Origin of the sequence: Herbaspirillum robiniae (assembly GCF_002213415.1) — a bacterium.
In the GTDB taxonomy this organism is placed as follows: Bacteria; Pseudomonadota; Gammaproteobacteria; order Burkholderiales; family Burkholderiaceae_D; genus Herbaspirillum; species Herbaspirillum robiniae.
In genome coordinates this window covers 93225-110172 of the sequence record NZ_NJGU01000011.1, presented here as the reverse complement: position 1 = coordinate 110172, position 16948 = coordinate 93225, and the positions used below count along the sequence as shown (strand labels likewise).

Here is a 16948-nt window from a genome sequence, read left to right as displayed (position 1 = left end):
CCATGCGTATTGCCCTGCTCGACACCTATTACCCCCGCTTCCTGGCGGCAAACTACGCCACCCATCCGGAACTGGCCGACAAGCCTTTTCCGGAGCAGCGGCAGAACCTGCTCAAGCAGGTGTTCGGCACGTCCGATTTCTACTCGCGCCATTTGCAGGCCATGGGCCATGATGCTCAGGACCTGATTGTCAATTGCACGCCATTGCAGCAAACCTGGGCGCGCACGCACGACGTAAGCTATAGCGCGTTGGCCTTGAAACTGCCTCAGCGGCTGTTGCGCCTGCCAGTCATCGGCCCCTGGCTCTCGGCGCTGCCCGGACTGGTCGAGATTGCCGTGGCACAGATCAAGGCCATGCAACCTGATGTCCTGTACTGCCAGGACCTCTGGTTTCTGCCACCGCAGAAACTGGCTGAACTGAGACCTTTCGTGAAGCTGATCGTCGGCCAGATTGCCAGCCCGCTGCCCCCCGAGGCCTACCTCAAAGGCTACGACCTGATCCTGACCTCGTTCCCTCATTTTGTGCCGCGACTGCGTGCCATGGGGATCGCCTCGGAGTATTTCCGCATCGGGTTCGACACCCGTGTGCTGGAGTTGCTGGGCACGGTGGAGCGCAATATCGACGCCAGCTTCGTCGGTGGCATCAGCCGCCACCATGGCAAGGCCCTGCCCATGCTGGAATACCTGGCACGAAACACGCCGATCGAATTCTTCGGCTATGGCGCCGGCAGCCTGGCACAGGCTTCTCCCGTGCGCGCACGGCATCACGGCGAAGTGTGGGGACTGGACATGTATCGCGCCCTGGCGCGCAGTCGCGTCACATTGAACCGCCACATCAACGTCGCAGAAAACAACGCCAACAACATGCGGTTGTACGAAGCCACCGGCGTAGGCACCTTGCTCATCACCGACCACAAGGACAACCTGGGCGAACTGTTCGAGGTCGGCAAGGAAGTGGTGGCCTACTCCACACCGACCGAGGCTGCCGAACTGATCCGCTACTACATCGCGCACCCCGATGAGGCCGCCGAGATCGCTCGCGCCGGCCAAGCGCGTACGCTGCGCGAACATACCTACCAGCGCCGCATGGAAGAGCTGGTGCCGATACTTGAGCAGCATCTGGCAAAAGGAGTCCAATGAAACGACAGTTGCGCCACCTGATCAACCGCCAACCTTGGCTCAAGAAGCTGCTCAAGCGTGGCCTGCAGCTCATCCTGCCGGGACGGGGCGTCTCGACGCACTACGTGGAAATGGCCGGGAATGAAGCGGACAGTGAATCGGCGCGCTTACGCGCAGCCTGGAAAGACCATGACTTGCCCGTGCGCCAACGCGAACTGGTCGACAAGCAACTGACCGCCTATCGGCACGGTGAGGCTATTGATGTGTTCGATGTCATGGTCCAAAGCCTGCGTGCCCTGCCGCACGGCGCCGGCAGGATGCGCGTGCTGGAAATAGGATGCTCCAGCGGCTACTATTCGGAGGTTTTCCGTATTGCCGGGCTCGACGTCGACTACACTGGTTGCGACTATTCGGATGCATTTATTGACATGGCCCGCCAGCGCTATCCGGGCTTGCCATTCGATGTACAGGACGCGACCATGCTCCGGTATGACGACAGCGCTTATGATGTCGTCATCTCAGGCTGTTGCCTGCTGCACATCCCGGAATACCAGGCCGCCGTGGCCGAAACCGCGCGGGTTGCCCGCCGGTACGCGATTTTCCACCGTACGCCGGTGGTACTGGGCCAACCGAACAAGTACTACCGAAAACAGGCCTATGGCGTGGAAGCAGTCGAGATCCACTTCAACGAACCACAGTTCCTTGCATTGCTCTCCGACAATGGACTGGAGGTGCTGGCTACCCATACACTGGACGAAACCGTGAGTCATGGCGTAGGTAGCGCCACTCGAACTTACGTCTGTTGCAGAAAGGCTGCCTGAGCATGCGTTATTTTTGTACCCTGTTTGACGCCAACTACCTGATCAAAGGACTGGCCATGCTGCGCTCGCTTAGGCAGCATTGCGACCAGGCAATCGTGTTTGTCTTGTGCATGGATGGCCAGACACGTGAGTTGCTGGAAAAGCTGGACCTGCCGCACGTTCGCTGCATTTCCCTGGCCGAGGTAGAGACGCCCGACCTGCTGGAGGTCAAGCCAGGACGCAATGTCGCTGAATATTGCTGGACATTGTCGCCTTGCCTGCCATGGCATGTCCTGCAACATCATCCGGAGGTCGATGCCATCACCTATCTGGACGCCGACCTTTATTTCTATTCTTCGCCCCAACCGATCTTCGATGAAATCGGCGATGCTTCCGTGGCCATCATCGAGCATCGCTTCCCGGCGCAATTCAAGCACATGGAAGTACGCGGCCGGTTCTGCGTGGAGTGGGTGGGTTTCCGTCGTGACGATGAGGGCATGGCATGCCTCAAGCGCTGGCGCGACCAGTGCATCGAATGGTGCTTCTATCGACTGGAAGACAACAGGATGGGCGACCAGAAATACCTGGATGCCTGGCCGCGTGATTTCAGCTCGGTACACATCATTGAGCATCTCGGGGCCGGCGTGGCCCCCTGGAATTTCGGACAATACCGATTTGGACAACGCGGCGATGGCACGCTGACCGTGAATGGCGATCCCTTGATCTTCTATCACTTCCACCAGTTCCAGTTGCTCTCCAACGGCCGCTTTGACCGGATCTCGGCGGCCTATAAAGTGTTGGGGAAAGAACCCGGCACCGTGTATGAACAGTATGAGCTTGCCATCTCCGCTGCCTTGCAGGAGATTCGCAAGCTGGCTCCCGACTTCCAGAAGGGCCTGAAGTCAGTGACCAAAATTGGTGCCCAGCGTATTGCTCAGGCTTTGTTACCCAGAATAGTCAAAGAATGGCTGAAAAAATTTGTGAGCGCGGTGTGAAATGAACAAATTCGACAAAAAAACCTTGCTGATTACCGGTGGGACCGGCTCCTTCGGTGGCGCAGTCCTGAGAAGATTCCTCGATAGCGACATCGGTGAAATCCGTATTTTCAGCCGTGATGAAAAGAAGCAGGATGACATGCGCAAGCGCTATGCCAATTCCAAGCTCAAGTTCTACATTGGCGACGTACGCGACTCCCGCAGCGTGGTCGCTGCCATGCGCGGGGTGGATTATGTTTTCCATGCGGCCGCGCTCAAGCAGGTCCCTTCCTGCGAATTCCATCCAATGGAAGCGGTGCGGACCAATGTGCTCGGTACCGAAAACGTGCTCACCGCGGCCATCGAGGCCGGCGTCGCCCGCGTCGTTTGCCTGAGCACGGACAAGGCTGTCTATCCCATCAATGCCATGGGCATCTCCAAGGCCATGATGGAAAAGGTGATGGTCGCCACCAGCCGCAACCTGGAAAATACCGGCACCGTCATCTGCGGCACGCGCTACGGCAATGTGATGGCGTCGCGCGGTTCCGTCATTCCGCTTTTTGTGGATCAGGTTCGCGCCGGCCGGGCCATCACCATCACCGACCCCAACATGACCCGTTTCATGATGACGCTCGACGATGCCGTGGATCTGGTCCTCTATGCATTCGACCACGGCAAGAACGGTGATATCTTCGTGCAGAAAGCCCCAGCCGCGACAGTGCAGCTACTGGCGCGCGCCATCCTCGAACTAATGGGCAAGACCGACCATCCCGTCAACGAGATTGGCACCCGCCACGGCGAAAAGCTCTATGAAGCCTTGCTCGGACGGGAAGAAATCGCCTGCGCCGAAGACCTGGGTGAATACTACCGGGTACCGCCCGATGGGCGCGACCTGAACTATGCGAAGTTTGTCGATCAGGGTGAACGCCATCTGACGCAATTCACACATGGCGAAGACTACAACTCCCACAACACCACCCGTCTTGACCTGGAGGGCATGAAGGCGCTCCTGCTCAAGCTGGACTTCATGCAACGCATTGTGCGCGGGGAAGCTGCCATCGCGGAGGACTGAGCAATGAAGGTGCTTATTACCGGCGCCAATGGCTTCATTGGCCGCAATCTGCAGCTGTATCTGCGGGAGCGCAAGGATGTAGAAGTCATCTGCTGCACCCGCGACCAGCAACAAGCGCCATTGGAGGCATTGCTGGAAGGCGTGGATTTCGTCTTTCACCTCGCGGGCATCAACCGGCCCCAGGATCCAGCCGAATTCACCGCCGGCAATGTCGATTTCACGCGCGCTCTGTGCCAGGCCGTTGCCACCGCGACGGGCGCCACCGGCAGGCGCATTCCGGTCTTGTTTGCATCCTCGTCGCAAGCGGCGCTGGAAAACGCCTACGGCAAGAGCAAGCGCGCCGCTGAAGAGGCCATCATTGCTGCCGGACACGATCCCCTCGTTCCGGTGCATGTTTTCCGCCTGCCCAATGTCTTTGGCAAATGGTGCCGGCCCAACTACAACTCTGTTGTCGCGACTTTTTGCCACAACATCGCCCGGCAACTGCCGATCCAGGTCAATGATGCACAAGCGCCACTGACCCTGGTCTATATCGATGACGTGATCCGGCGATTTGTCGAGCTCATGGATGGCGCTGCACAACAGAGCGATGCCGCCGGCTTCGAGACAGTGCAACCGCAATACGTGACGACGGTGGGCGAATTGGCCCGGCAAATCGAGGCTTTCCGCGACAGCCGTAGCTCCCTGGTGAGCGAACGCGTCGGCACCGGCCTGTTGCGTGCGCTGTACGCGACCTACGTCAGTTATCTGCCGGTGGAAGATTTCTCGTACAGCGTGCCGCAATATGCAGACCGGCGCGGCGTTTTCGTGGAGATGCTCAAGACGCCGGACTGCGGCCAATTTTCGTTTTTCACCGCCTATCCGGGCGTGACCCGCGGCGGGCACTACCACCACAGCAAGACCGAGAAATTCCTGGTCATCAAAGGGCAGGCCGTGTTCCGGTTCCGCCACATGCAGACGGGTGCAACCCATGAGTTGCAGACCTGCGGCGAAACACCGAGGATCGTCGAGACCGTACCGGGCTGGACGCACGACATCACCAACAGCGGAAGTGAAGAATTGGTGGTCATGCTATGGGCGAACGAAATCTTTGACCGGGCCCGGCCGGATACCTACGACTGTCCGGTCTAACCCCTTTGGAGCAATCAGATATGGTGCTGAAAAAACTCAAGGTAATGTCGGTTGTGGGCACGCGTCCCGAGATCATCCGCTTGTCACGTGTGCTGATACACCTTGAGGAGCATTGCGAACATGTCCTGGTACACACCGGGCAAAACTACGACTACGAACTGAATCAGGTTTTCTTCGACGACCTCGGCATCCGCAAGCCGGATTATTTCCTCGACAGCGCTGCCAACTCCACCAGTGCGGCAAACACCATCGGCAACCTCATCTCGTCGGTCGACCAGGTGCTGGCCGAGGTCAAGCCCGATGCCATGCTGGTGCTGGGCGACACCAATAGCTGCCTGTCGGTCATTCCGGCCAAGCGCAGAAAGGTGCCGATCTTCCACATGGAGGCCGGCAACCGCTGCTTCGACCAGCGCGTGCCCGAGGAGACCAACCGGCGCATCGTCGACCACACGTCCGACATCAATCTGACGTACAGCACGATTGCGCGCGACTATCTTTTACGCGAAGGCCTGCCCCCTGACCAGGTGATCAAGACAGGTAGTCCGATGTACGAGGTATTGCATCATTACCTGCCTCGTATCAAGGCATCTGATGTATTAAGTCGTCTTGGCCTGCAGCCGGAACAGTATTTTGTCGTCAGCGCCCACCGCGAAGAAAATATAGAGTCGGACAAGTCGTTTGCCAAGCTGGTGGAGGTGCTCAATGTGATCGCGCAAGAACATGAACTACCGGTAATCGTGAGCACTCATCCTCGCACGCAAAAACGCATCGATGCTACCGGCGCCAAGTTCCATCCGAAAGTTTGCATGATGAAACCCTTGGGGTTTCATGATTATGTGCACTTGCAGATGCATGCAAAGGCGGTATTGTCCGACAGCGGCACCATCAATGAAGAATCGTCTATTCTCAATTTCCCCGCATTGAATCTGCGTGAGGCGCATGAGCGCCCCGAAGGCATGGAAGAAGCGGCAGTGATGATGGTCGGCCTGGAGACAGAGCGCGTTCGACAAGGATTGGCCATTTTGCAGACGCAATCGCGCGCTGCGGAGCGCAGCTTGCGCCTGGTGGCGGACTACAGCATGCCCAACGTCAGTCAGAAAGTGGTGCGAATCCTTCATAGCTACGTCGACTACGTCAATCGCGTGGTATGGAAGAAGTATTGAGGCCGACTTGCGCATTCTCGTCGTCAGCCAATACTTTTGGCCAGAAAATTTCCGAATCAATGACCTTGCAAAAGAATGGGTACAGCGTGGACACGAGGTGACCGTATTAACGGGCCTCCCCAATTACCCCGACGGCAAGGTATTTGATGCCTATCGTTACCAGCCAACGGCCTTCACTCGCTACGAAGGAGCCCGTGTAATCCGGGTTCCCCTGGCGCCACGCAGTTCTGGCCCCGCCCGCCTCGCCCTTAATTATCTGAGTTTCCTGGTCAGCGGCGTGGTGTTGGGGCCGTGGTATCTGCGTGGTGTCAAAGCCGATGTCGTTTTTGTTTTCGAACCATCACCGGCTACAGTCGGGTTACCGGCGGTCTGGCTCGGCAAGATCAAAAAAGCTCCTGTCGTATTCTGGGCTCTTGATCTTTGGCCTGAGACTCTTGCTGCAGTCGGCGTGGTACGGTCGCCTCGCATATTGGGTTGGGTGGGCCATATGATGCGCTTCATCTACAAGCGCTGCACGTTGGTCCTGGGCCAATCGCGCAGCTTCCAGGAGAGCATTGCCAAATACTGCGACAGTCCGCGCAAGATCCGATACTTTCCGAGCTGGGCTGAAAACCTATTCATGGATCAAGCCGCGCCCCCTGCTCCGGAAATTCCTGGACTGGACAAAGGCTTCACCGTGGTATTTGCCGGCAACATCGGCGAAGCGCAGGACATGCCGGCGGTACTCGATGCCGTGCAGTTGATTGATGATCCCTCCATCCGCTGGATTATCGTCGGAGATGGACGAAAGTCCGCATGGCTGCAATCTGAAATCAGCAAGCGAGGCCTGCAGGACAAGGTACTGCTGCCCGGCCGTTTTCCGGTCGAACGAATGCCGTCCTTTTATGCCCACGCCGACGCATTGCTTGTGTCATTGAAACGCGACCCGGTGTTCAGCATGACGATACCTGGGAAGGTGCAATCGTATCTCATGGCTGGCATCCCCTTGCTGGGCATGCTGGACGGTGAAGGAGCTGCCGTCATACGCGAAGCCGCTGCGGGTCTGACCTGCGATGCCGGTGACGGTCCCGGCCTGGCGAAAGCAGTATTGGCGCTGGCAGCCATGTCTCCCGAAGAGCGAAGACAACTGGGCCTGAATGGGCAGTTATATGCCCAAAAGGAGTTTGGACGAGTCCAGCTAATGGATCGGTTGGAAGCCTTGTTATCCGAAGCTGTGCGCATCAGCAAAGCAGACGACGTGAGAGAAAATCAAATATGATTTTAGTGACAGGAGCCACCGGCTTTGTAGGGCGCGCTTTGATACAACGCCTCGCAGCTGACACCTCGATTGGGGTCGTGGCCGCAGTGCGGCGCCAGCCTTTGGATTTTCCAAGCAGCGTCGCGTCCGTACAGACCGGAGATTTGCTGCCCACGACAGACTGGAACCAGGCACTGCAAGGTGTACAAGAGGTGATACATTGCGCCGCGCGCGTCCATGTGATGAACGATAAAAGCGCAGATCCGCTGGAGGAATTTCGGCGCGTGAATGTTCTGGGTACGGCCAACCTCGCGCGCCAGGCGGCAGCTGCCGGGGTGAGACGTTTTGTCTTTTTGAGTTCGATCAAGGTCAATGGCGAGTCAACAGAGGGCGGTCGGCCCTTCACCGCGGACGATCCCCCCGCTCCGTTAGATCCATACGGAGTCTCCAAACATGAGGCAGAACAAGTTCTGCGACAGATTGGCTCCGACAGCGGCATGGAGATCGTGATCATTCGACCGCCACTGGTCTATGGCCCCGGTGTCAAAGCCAATTTCAAATCAATCATGCGCTGGCTGAATCGTGGCCTCCCATTGCCGCTTGCTGCTGTCACGGCCAATCGGCGAAGCCTTGTCGCCGTCGATACCTTGGTCGATCTCGTCATGACATGCTTGAACCACTCTTCCGCTGCCAACCAGACGTTCTTGGTCAGCGATGGAGAAGATCTATCAACGGCCGAATTACTTAAACGCATGGCCGCTGCGCTGGGGCGCCCTGCGCGTCTTGTCCATGTTCCCCCTGCGCTGCTTAGAATCGGAGCCGCCATTGTCAACAGGCCCGGCATATACCAGCGCCTGTGCGGATCCTTGCAGTTGGACATCGCCAAAACCAGGAGTGTGCTCGGCTGGAGCCCCTCAGTTTCTGTCGAAGAAGGATTGCGCCGCACAGCAGAGGAATTTCGTCAATGAAACGACTTTCTGACCTCGTCCTGGCGCTGGTCGCCACGATATTTCTCGCGATCCCTATCTTGTGCGTGGCCTTGGCCGTGCGCTTGACTTCGCGGGGAGCAATACTCTACTGGAGCGATCGGGTCGGGCGCGACAATGTCGTCTTCAAAATGCCCAAGTTCCGAAGCATGCGTATCGACACCCCGGCAGTGGCTACCCACCTGTTGCAAAATCCGAACCAGTACTTGACTCCGATCGGCTCTTTCCTGCGCAAATCCAGTCTGGATGAGCTGCCTCAACTGTGGAGCATCCTCAAGGGCGACATGAGTTTTGTAGGCCCTCGTCCCGCATTGTTCAACCAACACGACCTCATCTCCTTGCGGACGAAACAGGGTGTTCATGTGCTGGTGCCGGGTCTGACTGGCTGGGCACAAGTCAATGGACGCGACGAGTTGCCCATTCCGCAAAAAGTGGAATTGGATGCCGAGTATCTGGTTCGTCGATCCTTGCGATTTGACCTGAAGATTATGTGGATGACGGCATTGAAGGTTCTTGCCAGAGATGGGGTTTCACATTGAAGAAGAATAGGGAGCGTCCTGAAGACCCGGGATTCAAGGAAATGCATTCCATGAATAAGTCACTCTTCAAACTAGCGGTGCCCGTTCTGGCCTTGCCGAGAACCGCGAAACGTTTGGTTGCGCTGTCTGTGGATTTCGGACTCTGCATCCTTACGGTCTGGTTCGCCCACTACTTGCGCTTGGGTGAGTTCGTTGCACTTTCGGGGAATACCTTGTGGGCCGCCGCAGTGTCGGTGGGCCTGGCATTGCCGATCTTCATCGTCTCAGGCCTGTACCGTGCCATTTTCCGCTACAGCGGTTGGCCGGCGTTGCTGACCGTGGCCAGAGCCGTGAGCATTTACGGCTTGCTGTTTGCCTCTATCTTCACCGCAATCGGCGTAAGCGGAGTGCCGAGAACCATCGGCCTCATCCAACCCATTCTGCTATTGCTGGCAGTTGGAGCCTCCCGTGCATTGGCAAGGGTCTGGCTGGGAGACCAGTACCTGAGTATCCTGAAACGGGCCACCCGCCCCAAGGTGCTCATTTATGGGGCCGGCAGCACCGGACGTCAACTTGTGGCCGCCATGGCCAATAGCCACGAAATGCAAGTCGTCGGCTTCCTGGATGACGATGATCGGTTGCACGGGCATATATTGAACGGCCAACCAATTTACAATCCTGCCGACCTGGCCACTCTTGCCTCCACGTTGACCGTCAGCGATGTGTTGCTGGCCATGCCCAGTTTGAACCGCAAGCGCCGCAATGAAATACTGACTCAAATCCGAACTGCGCGCGTAGCGGTGCGCACCTTGCCCAGCGTGACCGACCTGGCACAAGGAAAGGTAAGTATTTCAGATCTGCGAGAACTGGATATTGATGATCTTCTGGGGCGTGAACCTGTCATGCCAAATCACATTCTTCTGGCGATGAATGTGCGCAGCAAGGTGGTCATGGTAACCGGGGCTGGCGGCTCTATTGGCAGCGAACTGTGCCGCCAGATTCTTTCCGTTGGACCGAGCAAGCTGTTGTTGATCGAGCAAAGCGAATTCGCGCTCTACAGCATCCATCAGGAACTTGAGGCGAGGCTGCTCAACGACATTATCCTTGTGCCCCTGCTGGCCTCCGTACAAGATGAAGAACGCATGCGCGAAATCATGTCGACCTGGCATCCAGATACGGTTTACCATGCCGCCGCTTACAAGCATGTGCCACTCGTTGAACATAATCCGGCAGAAGGCATAAAGAACAATGTGCTGGGGACTTTGCGCACGGCCCAGGCTGCCGCCGAGAACGGCATCTCCGACTTTGTTCTAATCAGTACGGACAAGGCCGTCCGCCCAACCAATATCATGGGCGCCAGCAAGCGACTGGCGGAAATGGTATTGCAGGCGCTGGCGGCAACTTCACCGGGCACCAAGTTCAGCATGGTGAGATTCGGCAACGTACTCGGATCGTCAGGTTCCGTGGTGCCCAAATTCCGGCAGCAAATCCGCGATGGCGGACCGATCACGCTCACCCATCCAGACATTACCCGCTACTTCATGACCATCCCGGAAGCCTCCCAATTGGTAATCCAAGCTGGCGCCATGTCCAAGGGAGGGGATGTGTTCGTCCTTGATATGGGGCAGTCGGTCAAAATCATCGATCTGGCCCGGCGGATGATCGAGCTGTCGGGCCTGGCCCTGAAAGATGAGCAGAATGTTGATGGCGATATCGAGATCAAGCTCACAGGACTGCGTCCCGGCGAAAAACTGTATGAAGAGCTGCTCATCGGCGACAACCCCAAACCGACCTCCCACCCGCGCATCATGAAAGCCCACGAGGAATTCATCCACTGGGCGGAACTGGAGAACAAATTGAAGGCGCTGGAAATGGCGCTCAACGTCAATGACGTCAGCGTAGTACGGCTAATGATGAAAGAGCTTGTGATTGGCTATACGTCGAATGCAGAAATCGTCGACTGGGTATATCTGGAGCAGGAAGCAGAAGCACAGACACTAGGACTGAACGGATGAGCAAATTCGCAAGCAACCATATTTCAATCGCAGGGTGTCGTCGATGAAAACAAGAAAGGGAATCATCCTGGCGGGCGGAGCCGGAACCCGCTTGCATCCCGCAACGATTGCGGTGTCGAAGCAATTGTTGCCGGTCTATGACAAGCCTATGATCTACTACCCTCTGACCACCCTAATGCTGGCCAAGGTGAGAGATATTCTGATCATATCAACACCACAAGACACGCCTCGTTTTGCGGCCTTATTAGGTGACGGCAGTCAATGGGGACTGAATTTGTCGTATTGCGTGCAACCAAGCCCGGATGGCCTGGCCCAAGCCTTCATCCTGGGGCGCGACTTCATCGGAAACCACCCCAGTGTTTTGGTGCTGGGCGATAACATTTTCTACGGGGACAGTTTCCAAGACTTGTTGAAAAGTGCCTCGGAAAGATCTACAGGCGCCTCGGTATTTGCCTATCATGTGCGCGATCCGCAGCGGTACGGCGTAGTAGATTTTGACGATGCCAAGCAGGCCTTGTCCATTGAAGAGAAACCATCGTCGCCCAAGAGCAATTATGCCGTCACCGGACTTTACTTCTATGACGAGCAAGTCTGCGACATCGCCTCTTCCATTCGGCCATCCCCCCGAGGGGAGCTGGAAATTACCGACGTCAATACGCAGTATCTTAAACAAGCGCAGTTGCGGGTCGAGCTCATGGGAAGAGGATATGCGTGGCTGGATACCGGAACGCATGACTCTCTCCTGAAGGCGGCACAATTCATCTCCACTATTGAAAAGCGACAGGGTCTCAAGATTGCCTGTCCGGAGGAGATTGCTTATCGCGCCGGTTGGATAGACGCAACTCAGATCGAGTACCTTGCGACTCCATTGCTTAAGAATGACTATGGTCAGTATTTGATGCAATTGCTGTCGGAAAGAACGTGATGCACCAAACATCACTCTGCATCGCCAGCCGACTCCTGAATAGCCTAGCCGCTGGCTGATGATCTCGCCATGCCGATATCATCAGTTCCGGCCACGCTGAGCAGTCATGCCGGACCTGTCCTCGGCTAGCGTGAACGATCTCGTGGCGTATGGCGCCCAGCGGGTGAACTTCCGCCTACAATGTCATGCAGCAAGAGGACGGTATGCCCGGTGGCGCCCTGCTGCTCACGCGCAAAAGCCTGAGCGGCGATACCTAACTTCGTTCTGTCGGCATCGTCGCCCTGCAGACGTTCCCAAATCAAGAGCAACGCCTGCACATCCGCCACACGCAAGGCGACACCCCGCTCGATAGCGCTATCGCTGATCGCCTGGAAATTGAAAGTGTGCGGCCCGATAAGCACGGGCTTTCCCAATGCAAACGCCTCAATTAGATTTTGCCCTCCAAAGGGCAACAAACTACCGCCGATGAAAGCGACATCGCAGGCAGCGTAATAGGCGAACATTTCGCCCATCGAATCTCCCAGGACCACCTGCGCTTCGTCGCTGTCGAAAGCATCCGTCATTTGCGAACGACGGCGCACCGACAGGCCACGCGCCTCAATCATGGCCGCCACTTCATCGAAGCGTTGCGGATGGCGCGGCACGATCACCGTCAGCCAGTCCACCTTGCCCAGCCCGGCGAGCGCATCGAGGATCAGTTGCTCCTCGCCCTCGCGCGTGCTGGCGCACAACAGCACCTTGCGATCGCCGATGGCGCGCTTCCACGCCAGGCCGCGCTCGACCATCTCGGCCGGCGGCTGCACGTCGAACTTCAGGCTACCGGTGACTTCCACATGGCGCGCGCCGAACTGCCGCAGGCGCGCCGCGTCGGCCTCCGACTGCGCGCCGACACAGGTGATCGCCTCGGCGGCCGGGCGCAGCAAAGCGGCAAAGCGTTTGCCGCGACGCAGGGAGCGCTCCGACAGCCGCGCATTGGCGAGCATGACGGGCACGCCGTGACGCCGGCATTGCGCGATCATGACCGGCCATACCTCGGTCTCCATCAGGATGCAAACCTCAGGCCGGAAATGACGCAGGAAGCGCCCGCACATGAAGCCGGTGTCATACGGCAGGAAGCTTTGCACCACGCGCGCGCCATGCTTGCCGAACAATTGCTCGCCGGTGGCGCGGCCGGTGGCGGTCATGCAGGTGAGCAGGATGGCATGCTGCGGATATTCGCGCAGCAGCGCGTCGATCAAAGGTTCGGCGGCGCGCGTCTCGCCAACGGAAACCGCATGGACCCAGATGAAACGCGCGGCGGGATCGGGCAACGGCGGATAGAAGCCGAGGCGCTCGCCGATATGGCGGCGATAACCGGGCTCCTTGCGGCCGCGTCGCCACAGGCGCAACAGGACCAGCGGCATGCCGATCCACCACAATGCAGAGTAAAGCAGGCGCATCAGACGAGAGGGTGCCCGACCAGACGGGTCAGGATGGCCAGCGGGCTGGCTTGGGTGTCGTATTGCTTTTCGGGCGGCAGGTGCAGCGTCTGCTCCAGCATGTACTGGCCCGACATCACGGCGTGCGAAGCCTGGTCGGAGAAGCAAACCCAGACCGATCCCGCGGCGAACGGCATGGTGACCTGCTGCGCATCCTGCTGGTATTGCATGTCGCCTTTCATGCCGTCATGCAGTTGCAGCATCAGGTGGTCGTACTCGCTACGGAAAGATTTGGTCACGCGCAAGGCCTTCAGCAGGCTGGCCTGCCAGCGCACGTAAGGCTTGGCGCGCGGCAGGAAGCGCCGGGCCACGGTTTCGAACGGCTCACCCACGCGCCACACGCGCGGCACGCCCTCAGGATTGACGTTGGTGAACACGCGCAGGATGCGCTCGCCATAATTGGGGCGCGACGGGAAGGCGTCGACGTGCATGCGGCGGTCGTCGGCGCGCCAGGACTGGCTGCGCGTCTCGACCTGCATCGGACGATAGCTGGTGGGCGCCACGCGCAGCGACGCACTGTATTGCGGGAACAGCGAATGCACCAGCGACAGCGCCTGGCCGCGGAAACGCCCGACCATGGCCGCCAGCGCCAGCTGCTGCTCGGTGCTGCCGGCTGCGCCCTTGATATGGCCGCGCGCGTCCAGGCTGATGTTGCGCGCCTTGGGATTGCGCACGGCGGGGTCGAGCAGGCTGCGCTCGGACGCCAGCAGTTCGAAGCCCAGCCGCGGAAAATACAGCACCTTGCCCGCTTCGAGCGCGGCGATCCATTCTGCGTTGGGGTTCTCGGCTTGCCAGTCGGTCAGGCCGATCTCGATGATTTGGGATTCCATGGCCGGTATTATGCCCGCAAGCGCCGGCCCCGTGTATCGGCGCCGGCCTGTAAAAATCCGTCAAAACGCGCGCCACAGGCGGCCGCACGCGGGATACGGGAGTTTGAGAAAGGGATTTGAGCTGCCTCAACGCATGCGCGAGGCGGTGCTTTTCTTGTCAGGCGAGCAAGCGTTCAACCGCGCCCAGGACCTCTTCGCCGCCTGGCGCGGCGCCGGTATCGCCCAGGTTGATGATGTTGGAAGACCAGTTGCCCTCGGTCTTCCAGCGCGGCGAATCGCAATACAACTCGATGGTCGGCTTGCAATAGGCGGCGGCGATGTGGGTCAGGCCGGTGTCCAGCCCGACCACCAGCCGCGCCTGCTGCACCAGGCTGACCGCCTCCATCAGCGGCAAGGCCGGCAGCACCTGCGCGCCGGGGATGCCGGCGGCCAACGCCTGCGCAGCCTGCTGCTCCTTCTTGCTGCCCCAGGGCAGCAGCACCGGCAGGCCGCGCGCGGACAATGCCTGCCCCAGCCTGATCCACTCGGCCTGCGGCCACTGCTTGGCGGCGCGCGCAGTGCCGTGGAAAAAGACCGCGTAGGGCTGCTCCGGCATCCACGCGAAACGCTGCTGCTGCGGCGCCTGCAGCGCGAAATCGGCCTCGTCGTCCAGCGTGTAGCCGAGCGCACCGGCCGCCACCAGGCGCGCGCGCGTCACGGCGTGCGTATGCAGGCCGACCTTGATGCTCTGGTCATGGAAGATGCGGGAGATCGGCTCGTAGCCGGACCCCTCGGTCGCATTGGCCAGCCCGACCCGCTTGCCGCCGGGCGCCAGGCGCGCCATGCGCATCACCACGCTGGTCTTCATCAGCCCCTGGGTGTCGAAGACGAGGTCGTATTGCTCGGCGCGCAAGGCGCTGCGGAAGGCGGAAATCTCGGCGCGCGTGGCCGCCGAGAACAGCGTCTTGCGCCAGCGCCGCAGCGCGATGGGGATGATGGTGCGGATGTGGGGATTGAGGCGGACCAGGCTGGTATAAGCCTCTTCCACCACCCAGTCGATCTGGGCGCCGGGAAAATGGCGGCGGATGTCAGCCGCCATCGGCATGTTATGGACGACGTCTCCCAGGGAGGAGACGCGTACGATCAGGATCTTCAAGGCTGGCCCACGATTGCGTTGTTCTGTGGGCCAGCATCTTACCCTATCAGAACGGCAATGCCACGTCCGGACGCGCGGCGAGAATCACCTTGCGGAACTCGCCCTGGATGCGTTCCAGCGCCTCGGGGGTCTCGGCCTCGAAGCGCAGCACCACGACCGGCGTGGTATTGGACGAGCGCGCCAGGCCGAAGCCGTCAGCATACTCCACCCGCAGGCCATCGATGGTGATGATGTCTTGCGCACCGTCAAACTTTGCGTCGCTTTGCAGTTTGCCGATCAGCGCGAAGTTCTCGCCCTCCTGCAGTTTCAGCTGCAGCTCCGGTGTACTGACCGATTGCGGCAAGGCGTTGAGCACGGCCGACGGATCGGCCTCGCGCGCCAGTAGCTCCAGCATGCGCACGCCGGCGTACAGGCCGTCGTCAAAGCCGAACCAGCGGTCCTTGAAGAAAATGTGCCCACTCATCTCGCCGCCCAGCGGTGCGCCGGTCTCGCGCAGCTTGGCCTTGACCAGCGAGTGGCCGGTCTTCCACATCAGCGGCTTGCCGCCGCGCGCCGAGATCCACGGCGCCAGGTGGCGCGTGCATTTGACGTCGTAGAGAATTTCCTTGCCCGGATTGCGCGTCAGCACATCGGCCGCGAACAGCATCAGCTGGCGGTCGGGATAGATGATCTGGCCGTCCTTGGTCACCAGGCCCAGGCGGTCGCCATCGCCGTCGAAGGCCAGGCCCAGCTCGTTGTCGGTCTCCTGCAGGCAGCGGATCAGGTCTTGCAGGTTTTCCGGGTGGGCCGGGTCGGGATGGTGATTGGGGAAGTTACCGTCGACCTCGCAGAACAGCTCGGTCACCTCGCAACCCAGCGCGCGGTAGATCTCGCCGGCAAACGCGCCGGCCACGCCGTTGCCGCAATCCACGGCAATCTTCAACGGACGCGCCAGCTTGACGTCGCCGATCATGCGCTTGATGTAGGCATCCTTGATGTCATGCGTGGAATAGGCGCCGGCGCCCTGAGGGAAATCGCCCTTGACGATGGCCTGGTACAGCGCCTGGATGGTCTCGCCGTGGATCGCCTCGCCGGCCAGCACCATCTTGAAACCGTTGTAATCCGGCGGATTGTGGCTGCCGGTGACCATGATGCCGGACTGGGTGTCGAGCACGTTGGTGCCGAAATACACCATGGGCGTAGCCACCATGCCCAGGTCGATCACATCGATGCCGGTCGATTGCAGGCCCTTGGCCAGTTCGGCAGCCAACTCGGGGCCGGACAGGCGGCCATCGCGGCCGATCACGACCTTCTTTTGTCCTTTTGCCAATGCGGCGGCGCCGAAGGCCTGGCCGATCTGGTAGGCGACCCGGCCGTCCAGGGTTTTGCCGATGATGCCGCGGATGTCGTAGGCTTTGAAAATCGATGGCGATAGCGAAGTCACGGTACTTTCCTCGAAGGTTGAATGGCTGGAATTGCTTCAGCGCGGATTTGCGATTTTGTCATGATTCCCTGCAAATAGCGGCCGATGCTCTAGTATGAACTGCATAGTGCAATGCAACACGGCTCATGAGAGTCCGTTGCCGT

General features: G+C 59.2%; 15 protein-coding genes. 11 read left to right on the top strand and 4 right to left on the bottom strand.

The window, feature by feature from the left end:
* Nucleotides 1-2 precede the first annotated feature (2 nt).
* From CEJ42_RS19735 to rfbA, 11 genes are read left to right on the top strand one after another with little or no spacing between them, the layout of a single operon-like run.
* Nucleotides 3-1139: a CgeB family protein gene (locus CEJ42_RS19735; protein WP_088752249.1), complete on the top strand. Its 1137-nt coding sequence runs from the start codon at nucleotides 3-5 to the stop codon at nucleotides 1137-1139.
* Nucleotides 1136-1939, top strand: coding sequence for a class I SAM-dependent methyltransferase (locus tag CEJ42_RS19730; protein ID WP_088752248.1), 804 nt, complete (start codon nucleotides 1136-1138; stop codon nucleotides 1937-1939). The genes CEJ42_RS19735 and CEJ42_RS19730 overlap by 4 nt, the downstream gene beginning before the upstream one ends.
* A gap of 2 nt (nucleotides 1940-1941) precedes the next feature.
* Complete coding sequence (locus tag CEJ42_RS19725; protein WP_088752247.1) at nucleotides 1942-2913, top strand: glycosyltransferase family protein; 972 nt, start codon at nucleotides 1942-1944, stop codon at nucleotides 2911-2913.
* Nucleotide 2914: 1 nt separating this feature from the next.
* Nucleotides 2915-3964, top strand: coding sequence for a polysaccharide biosynthesis protein (locus tag CEJ42_RS19720; RefSeq protein ID WP_088752246.1), 1050 nt, complete (start codon nucleotides 2915-2917; stop codon nucleotides 3962-3964).
* 3 nt (nucleotides 3965-3967) lie between these two features.
* Complete coding sequence (gene wbjC / locus CEJ42_RS19715; RefSeq protein WP_088752245.1) at nucleotides 3968-5095, top strand: UDP-2-acetamido-2,6-beta-L-arabino-hexul-4-ose reductase; 1128 nt, start codon at nucleotides 3968-3970, stop codon at nucleotides 5093-5095.
* 26 nt (nucleotides 5096-5121) lie between these two features.
* On the top strand, nucleotides 5122-6258 hold the full coding sequence (gene wecB, locus CEJ42_RS19710) for a non-hydrolyzing UDP-N-acetylglucosamine 2-epimerase (RefSeq protein ID WP_088752347.1): 1137 nt from the start codon (nucleotides 5122-5124) through the stop codon (nucleotides 6256-6258).
* Nucleotides 6259-6265: 7 nt separating this feature from the next.
* On the top strand, nucleotides 6266-7516 hold the full coding sequence (locus CEJ42_RS19705; protein ID WP_088752244.1) for a glycosyltransferase family 4 protein: 1251 nt from the start codon (nucleotides 6266-6268) through the stop codon (nucleotides 7514-7516).
* A complete protein-coding gene (locus CEJ42_RS19700) occupies nucleotides 7513-8463 on the top strand; it encodes a UDP-glucose 4-epimerase family protein (protein ID WP_088752243.1) in 951 nt (316 codons plus the stop codon). Before CEJ42_RS19705 ends, CEJ42_RS19700 begins: the two co-directional genes overlap by 4 nt.
* Nucleotides 8460-9020: a sugar transferase gene (locus tag CEJ42_RS19695; protein WP_088752242.1), complete on the top strand. Its 561-nt coding sequence runs from the start codon at nucleotides 8460-8462 to the stop codon at nucleotides 9018-9020. The genes CEJ42_RS19700 and CEJ42_RS19695 overlap by 4 nt, the downstream gene beginning before the upstream one ends.
* Before the next feature lie 50 nt (nucleotides 9021-9070).
* Nucleotides 9071-11014: a nucleoside-diphosphate sugar epimerase/dehydratase gene (locus tag CEJ42_RS19690; RefSeq protein WP_088752241.1), complete on the top strand. Its 1944-nt coding sequence runs from the start codon at nucleotides 9071-9073 to the stop codon at nucleotides 11012-11014.
* Nucleotides 11015-11057: 43 nt separating this feature from the next.
* A complete protein-coding gene (gene rfbA, locus CEJ42_RS19685; RefSeq protein ID WP_088752240.1) occupies nucleotides 11058-11939 on the top strand; it encodes a glucose-1-phosphate thymidylyltransferase RfbA in 882 nt (293 codons plus the stop codon).
* Between the two features lie 125 nt (nucleotides 11940-12064).
* Here rfbA and waaA read toward each other — a convergent pair whose 3' ends face one another.
* From waaA to CEJ42_RS19665, 4 genes are all read right to left on the bottom strand, one after another.
* Nucleotides 12065-13378: a lipid IV(A) 3-deoxy-D-manno-octulosonic acid transferase gene (gene waaA / locus CEJ42_RS19680; RefSeq protein WP_088752239.1), complete on the bottom strand. Its 1314-nt coding sequence runs from the start codon at nucleotides 13376-13378 to the stop codon at nucleotides 12065-12067.
* Complete coding sequence (locus tag CEJ42_RS19675; RefSeq protein ID WP_079216952.1) at nucleotides 13378-14247, bottom strand: Kdo hydroxylase KdoO; 870 nt, start codon at nucleotides 14245-14247, stop codon at nucleotides 13378-13380. Before CEJ42_RS19675 ends, waaA begins: the two co-directional genes overlap by 1 nt.
* Before the next feature lie 157 nt (nucleotides 14248-14404).
* Nucleotides 14405-15382: a lipopolysaccharide heptosyltransferase I gene (gene waaC / locus CEJ42_RS19670; RefSeq protein ID WP_088752238.1), complete on the bottom strand. Its 978-nt coding sequence runs from the start codon at nucleotides 15380-15382 to the stop codon at nucleotides 14405-14407.
* A 46-nt stretch (nucleotides 15383-15428) separates the two neighbouring features.
* Nucleotides 15429-16805, bottom strand: a complete 1377-nt coding sequence (locus CEJ42_RS19665) for a phosphomannomutase/phosphoglucomutase (protein WP_088752237.1) — start codon at nucleotides 16803-16805, stop codon at nucleotides 15429-15431.
* Between the last annotated feature and the right edge of the window lie 143 nt (nucleotides 16806-16948).